The sequence below is a fragment of the Okeania sp. genome (assembly GCF_983059655.1).
On sequence record NZ_CEZPJD010000418.1, the window covers coordinates 1 to 6807 of the forward strand.

At 36.2% G+C, this 6807-nt stretch carries 3 protein-coding genes; 1 reads left to right on the forward strand and 2 read right to left on the reverse strand.

What is annotated here, in order from left to right; all coding sequences use genetic code 11:
- The first annotated feature begins 1383 nt into the window (after positions 1-1383).
- Positions 1384-3447 carry a thioredoxin domain-containing protein gene (locus tag AC3DU7_RS20760; RefSeq protein ID WP_488041201.1) on the forward strand — a complete coding sequence of 688 codons (2064 nt, stop codon included), beginning with the start codon at positions 1384-1386 and terminating at the stop codon, positions 3445-3447.
- 700 nt (positions 3448-4147) lie between these two features.
- On the opposite strand, the gene AC3DU7_RS20765 is transcribed toward AC3DU7_RS20760, so the two are convergent.
- Both AC3DU7_RS20765 and AC3DU7_RS20770 read right to left on the reverse strand, forming a co-directional pair.
- Positions 4148-5551, reverse strand: a complete 1404-nt coding sequence (locus AC3DU7_RS20765) for a carotenoid oxygenase family protein (RefSeq protein ID WP_488041202.1) — start codon at positions 5549-5551, stop codon at positions 4148-4150.
- Between the two features lie 1008 nt (positions 5552-6559).
- Positions 6560-6727 carry a hypothetical protein gene (locus AC3DU7_RS20770; protein WP_488041203.1) on the reverse strand — a complete coding sequence of 56 codons (168 nt, stop codon included), beginning with the start codon at positions 6725-6727 and terminating at the stop codon, positions 6560-6562.
- Between the last annotated feature and the right edge of the window lie 80 nt (positions 6728-6807).

Genomic DNA, 6807 nt, shown 5'->3' on the forward strand with positions numbered 1-6807 from the left:
AGGCCTAATTAAATATTGCTTTGATCGCTCACTAAAAGCAATAGCTGATAGCTGACGGCTGAATGCTTACGGCTGAATGCTTACGTATATTTTGTCAAGTATTAGTTAGCTGCGCAGGCAACAGGCAACAGCTCATCTGGCAACAGAGGGAATAAATTGCCGATAACATAAGACTTTTAGCTATTGGGCAAATCCTGCAATTTGTAAATATACCAGCGCTCATTGCTATATCAGTTATCAGTACTTCTGCAATAAGGAGGTAAGAAAATACGGAATTCTCTTTGTTTAGGTGCATCTCAATTTTGAATAAAGCCAAAAATTTATCGCTTTTAGGCAACAGCTCCGAAAGGCAACAGGTAACAGGGGATATATAGGAAAAAAGTATTTTTGCAAATATGAGATGCACCCTCTTTTTTTTATCCCCTTAAAAGGGTAGACTCCCAGAAGGAGGAGTAGGTAGGAATGTTGCATAAAACGTCCGTACAGGAAGAAGTTAACATCATAATAATCAATACTAACTAGCTAATAATCATCACAAAAATGATTTTTATTGCATCATTTACTTAATAATTTAAGTGTTTCACAAGCATCACATTACTTTTGGTAATTGGCATTAAATCTTGATGATTTTTGAGAGTAAATAGAAAGATAAATTACGATTACTAGGTTATTAATAGATAGTTATAGCAGATTTCACGTATATAAAATACAGATATTAAAGCTGGAATATTTGTAGTGCAGGCATCTTGCCCGCTATGGGTGTACTTCACCAAGATGGAATCTGCTGTAAAGTTTAATTCTTCTTATTTGAAGAACAAAAAAATCAACATTTATTTAGTTATACTAATCCTCTTTATTTCAGGGAAAGGTAACAATTGATTATTCATGATTAGGGTTTGCTAAAAAAGTCTTTTTGTTCTTTTTAGGAGACAGGAAAAATGGGGAATTTAAAGGAGGCAGTAGGAATAATTATCCCTTGATTTTTCTGCGATAATCAACCCAAAATCCTAGCTTTTTGAGTTCCCTAGAACGAAAACTTTGTACTTTTTCAAGACCAAAAAAGGCTAAAACCAATATAAGTCAATGGTTTTATATTTATTCAGCAAGCCCTAATTAATTATTGAATAAGAGAAAAAATGTGAATCAATTATTTTTTATCCATATTCATTATGGAACGAAAATAAACAAGAATTAAATATCAACTAATTCAAAGCATTTTGTTTTATAAATAAAGAATGAATATTGAAATTTAATCATAATACTTTATCAAAATCAAGTCCTAAAATTCATAAATACGTTATAATCTGCGGAAATGTTAATCATCTACTTTTCAAAGTACCAGAATAATTGACAATATTAACAATAACTAGGGAGTAAGAAAAAATGACCAATCGTTTAGCTAAATCCCAAAGTCTTTATCTCCGCAAACACGCAGAAAATCCTGTAGATTGGTGGCCGTGGAGTGAAGAAGCTTTAGAAACTGCACGGCGAGAAGATAAACCAATTTTTCTATCAATTGGTTATTCAAGTTGTCACTGGTGTACCGTTATGGAAGGAGAAGCTTTTTCTGATGAAAAAATCGCCCAATATTTGAATGAAAAATTTTTACCAATAAAAGTAGATCGAGAAGAACGACCTGATGTTGATAGTATCTATATGCAGGCATTACAAATGTTAACTGGACAGGGTGGTTGGCCGTTAAATATATTCTTAACTCCTGATGATTTAACACCTTTTGTTGGTGGTACTTATTTCCCTGTTGAACCTCGTTATGGACGACCAGGATTTTTAGAAGTTTTGCAAAAGATTAGGAGATTTTATGACATTGAAAAAAATAAACTTAACGATTTAAAATCAGAAATGTTGGAGGGATTAAGAAAATCAGTTTTATTACCAGAAGTAGAAGAATTAAGCCAAGAAATACTGCAAAAAGGTTTAGAAGTTAGTACCGCAATTATTAGCGATCGCTACTCTCAACAAAGCTTTCCGATGATACCTTATGGACAAGCAGCATTACAAGGAACAAGGTTTAATTTTGAATCTCAATACGATGGTAATCAAATTTGTTTACAACGAGGATTACATCTGTCATTGGGAGGAATTTATGACCATGTTGCTGGAGGTTTTCATCGTTATACAGTAGACGCAACTTGGACAGTTCCTCACTTTGAAAAAATGCTCTACGATAATGGTCAAATTGTTGAATATTTAGCTAATTTATGGAGTGCAGGACATCAAGAGCCAGCTTTTAAACGAGGAATTATTGGCACAATAAATTGGCTAAAACGAGAAATGACTGCACCAGAGGGATTTTTTTATGCTGCTCAAGATGCTGATAGTTTTACCACTCCAGATGAAGCTGAACCGGAAGAGGGTGCGTTCTATATTTGGAGTTATCAAGAATTAGAAAATTTATTAACCTCAGAAGAATTATCTGAACTATCAGAACAATTTTTCATAACATCTACTGGCAATTTCGAGGGAAAAATTGTCTTGCAAAGAAAGCAAGCAGGAGAGTTAAGTGAAACTTTAGAAAATTCCTTATCTAAACTGTTTGAATTACGGTATGGAGCCAAACATTCTTCTATAAAAACTTTTCCACCAGCAACCAATAATCAAGAAGCAAAAAATAATAATTGGCCTGGTAGAATTCCGGCAGTAACAGACACTAAAATGATTGTTGCTTGGAATAGTTTAATGATTTCTGGGTTGGCACGGGCAGCCACAGTATTTAACAATTCAGAATATCTAGAATTAGCTATTAATGCTGCTAATTTCATCATCAAAAATCAGTGGGTTGACGAACGTTTTCATAGATTAAATTATGAAGGAAAACCTACAGTAATGGCGCAGTCAGAAGACTATGCTTTATTTATAAAAGCTTTGCTAGACTTACAACAGGCTTCTATTAATTCATCAAATACTAATTATTGGCTAGAAACAGCAGTAAAATTACAAGATGAGTTTGATGAATTTTTATGGAGTTTAGAAGCAGGAGGTTATTACAATTCACCGAGCGACGTTAGTGGAGAATTAATATTACGAGAACGGAACTATATTGATAATGCAACTCCCGCAGCAAATGGCATAGCAGTTGCTAATTTAGTACGTCTATCTTTGCTAACCGAAGAATTATATTATCTCGACCGAGCTGAGTCAGCTTTAACAGCTTTTAGCAGCATAATGAAACAATCTCCTCAAGCTTGCCCGAGTTTATTTGTTGCTCTTGACTGGTATAGAAATCAAACTTTAGTTAGAACCTCTGAAGCAGAAATTTCTAGTTTAATTACTCATTATTTTCCTACTACTATTTATAAGGTTGAAGCAGATTTGCCTAAAAATTCTGTAGGGTTAGTTTGTCAAGGTTTGATTTGTAAAAAACCTTCTTTGAATAAACAAGAATTATTAGAACATCTAGAACAAAGTCAAAATCGTTGGGTTAATTGAAGAAGGCAGAAGGCAGAAGGGAAAATTGTATGGAGCTTCTAACCCCAAAAAATTTTAAGCACCGTGTAGACGGTAGGCTATTATATCAAATCCGTTGGCTTCGGAGTAATATAATTCTGTTGATCGTCATACAATCGGTAAGGGCGTTAGTGCAGCTTTGCGTCAGCAAATGGCCAGAAAGCCCCTACTCTGATCTTTAAAGATTGAATAACACCGATGCTACCGGATTCGATATAAAAACATTCTCCATCTTCACCATTACCAAATGTTTATAAATTTTTTCCCTCCTGAGGACTGAGGACTGACTCCTACTTCAAAAGATTTTATACCGATGCTACCGGATTTGATATTAAACCCATAAGGGAAAAGATAAAGACGATAAATTGACCCTACTCCCCTACTCTTACAAGGGTAAGTTTTTCCAATTTGAGTGGAGAGGACGCGTGGAGAGAGACACACACCAGACGCGGAGAGAGGAAGATGCCCAGACAGAAGGACGGGAGTTTGATCTAATGAATAGAGCGAGTAGATTGAATTAATTAGTCAATTATCCAATCACCGCGTCCCCGTGTCACCGCGTCTCCCTGTCAAATCTTAAAAACTTACCTTTTTAAGACTCCCCCACTCCCCCACTCCCTCACTCCCTCACTCCCCCACTTCCTCACTCCCTCACTCCCCTACTCCCCCACTCCCCTACTCCTCAACAAATCCTATTTATCAATTGCATCTCAGATATCCAAGTACCGTGAAAACCATAAGGAACTCTCTGAGGTAACATAACTCGTGCCACAGGATCTTCTCTCATATTCTGAGCATCTATTACCAATAACTCAGAACGTTTATTTTTCTCATCATACACAAACGTTAGTAACCAACCATCATCCTCATCAATAGCACCTATTCTCGGCGCAAATGTTACAGAACCCCCGTAACGTTGTTCCTGAAAATCATGGGTTATTGACCTACCAGTATAAAAATCATACTTAATAATCCCATCAAACAAAGGTTGCACTGAAGCCATCCTAGAAGTATAACCATAACGCATCTCTCGTCCGACAAAGCGATGATTAATAGAAGGAAACTCCGATGGTCTTTTATCTAACATTCCTTCTCTCACCGCGCCAGTTTTGAGATTAAATGCCCAACCATACATTCGAGGAATATTCTCATCAGGGTCTCTATCTCTAAAATTACTAGTATAGGAATGAGTTGAACTCATCCGACAAGCATACAATACTACTTCATCCCCATTTTCATAAGCATTCAAAATATGATTGATATAGCAAGGATGAGCTTCAAACCATTGAATATCTTCATTATTTCCATACCGAGGCAAAATACCAAACCGACTTGGCACTCCCTTCTCAAAAATCCAACCAGGTAAACCTTGCTCTACTCGTTCTGGACGGAATCTCAATGGTAAATCTATGAAAACTGTATAATTTTTTGTAATGGCAAAGTCATGTGGCCCGCTAGGCACGGGTATATTGATAGGTACTATTTGTAATAACTCACCATTACTAGAAATTACCCCATACTTTAAATATGGAGGCGCATCAAGAGCGTAACCAAAAAATATTAATTCTCCAGTCATAGGATCGACTTTCGGATGAGAAGTGAAAGTAGAATCCAAGTAACCATCACACAAATATGGACCAATTGTTTCTAAACTAGGAACTTCAACTGCGTAAGGCAACCCTGCTTCCCAAAAAGCTAATAATTTGCCATTGTGATAACTAACACTACTGTTAGATACATTCTTATACGGCCCGTAAGGATTAGAAACTTGAGGCGGTTCTAATCTTCCACTCCAGACCGCATAACCTAAGTCTCGTTCAACTTCAAAACCTCCTGTTCGTACATAACGATTTTTATATTCTGCCTTACCACCACTAATTCTCACTCCATGCAGCATTCCATCACCATCCATCCAGTCATATTTACCTAGAGGGGTAAATTGAGGGTTAGGGCCATTACGAACATACATTCCTGACAAATCTCTAGGAAGTTCGCCTTTGATTTCTAAGTTGTCAGCAGTAATTTCTTCGCTCACTGGGGCAAAGTTGCCCATTAGATAAGAATTAAACCTTGTAGTTGTGGTCATAATTCATTGCTCCTGTAGAAAAATTAACTTGAAGGAATAGGGAAAAATGAAGAAGGTTGACTAATTCTTTTGACCGCCCGTAGCTTCTTCCATCAGCACAATCTTTAGAGAGCAAGGGTTAAATCTCTTACTTCTTAAAGTGACTTACATTCAGTGGGGTCAAATCCCTGACTAAATGCTTCCGACTTTTGTCCTAATTCCTTCCTTATGATTTTTTTAACCTTCTACTAACAGCTTATGACCACTTTTCAATTATGTATAGTGTTATAATAAAAAATTTTTAATAAAAATCATGTATAGCAATTCCCATTTGAGGTACACGCATTCGTTTGTTGCTCTGGAATAGGAACTGGAGTTTAGACTAAATTTTGGGATTTTCAAATAATCTACCCAGAAGCAATGAAGACTTGAAACTCACAACCCAAGGGTAATATCAGGGATGCGAATATTCTCAATGCTCTTGATGATTTGTATTTTTTAGGGAGTTTGGGTGAGGACTAGGTTATTCAAATCCTTCAAAAAGTCTTGCCATGGCACAATTAACCCATAGCACAGGCGTGCGGACAATGAACTTAAAAGTCGTTTTAATGCTGATGCAGAAATAGTTTCAGCCTAATTAGGCTATCTCAATATTCTCCCTCAGCAAGTTTTTGGCCCGCTGTAATTAGTCTAAACTCCAGTAGGAAGTAGTAGACGTTGTATGCAACCTTTCTACAAAGTAGTAATTCGGGAATACAGAGGATAGAAAAGAAGAAAAACAAGTGTATTTCACGCTTTTTGAGAAACGCCATATATTAATTTTTCTAGAAAATCTACTACATACTGTGGTTTTGCTTTTTTCACTCGCAAGGGGTATCTAAATGACTAAAATTCATCAAAAAAAGAATCTCCTGTTTTTGGTTCAACTAAACCATAAAGCCATAAATATTTAAACAATCATTGATATCAACTAATGAGTTTTACTCCACAAGCAGTAATAACTTTATCCGTGATAGTTTTAATCAAATTCTAGTTTTTCTCTCTTATCTTGATAGAAATCGGGGTCATTTCAGTTAGCCTCATCAGGTCGGAATTGCGGACTTCAGTACCTCTAGCTGTTTGCGCAGCATGACCTAGGAAAGTATTGGGATTGAAATCTGGAATATTCTCTTTTTCTTGGTCGATTTGATATGGCATAGGTTTCCTCATCATCCTGCCCTACGAGAATATCCGAATATCAACCGCTTTTTATTCCCTTAAAAGGGTAAGCTTTAGAC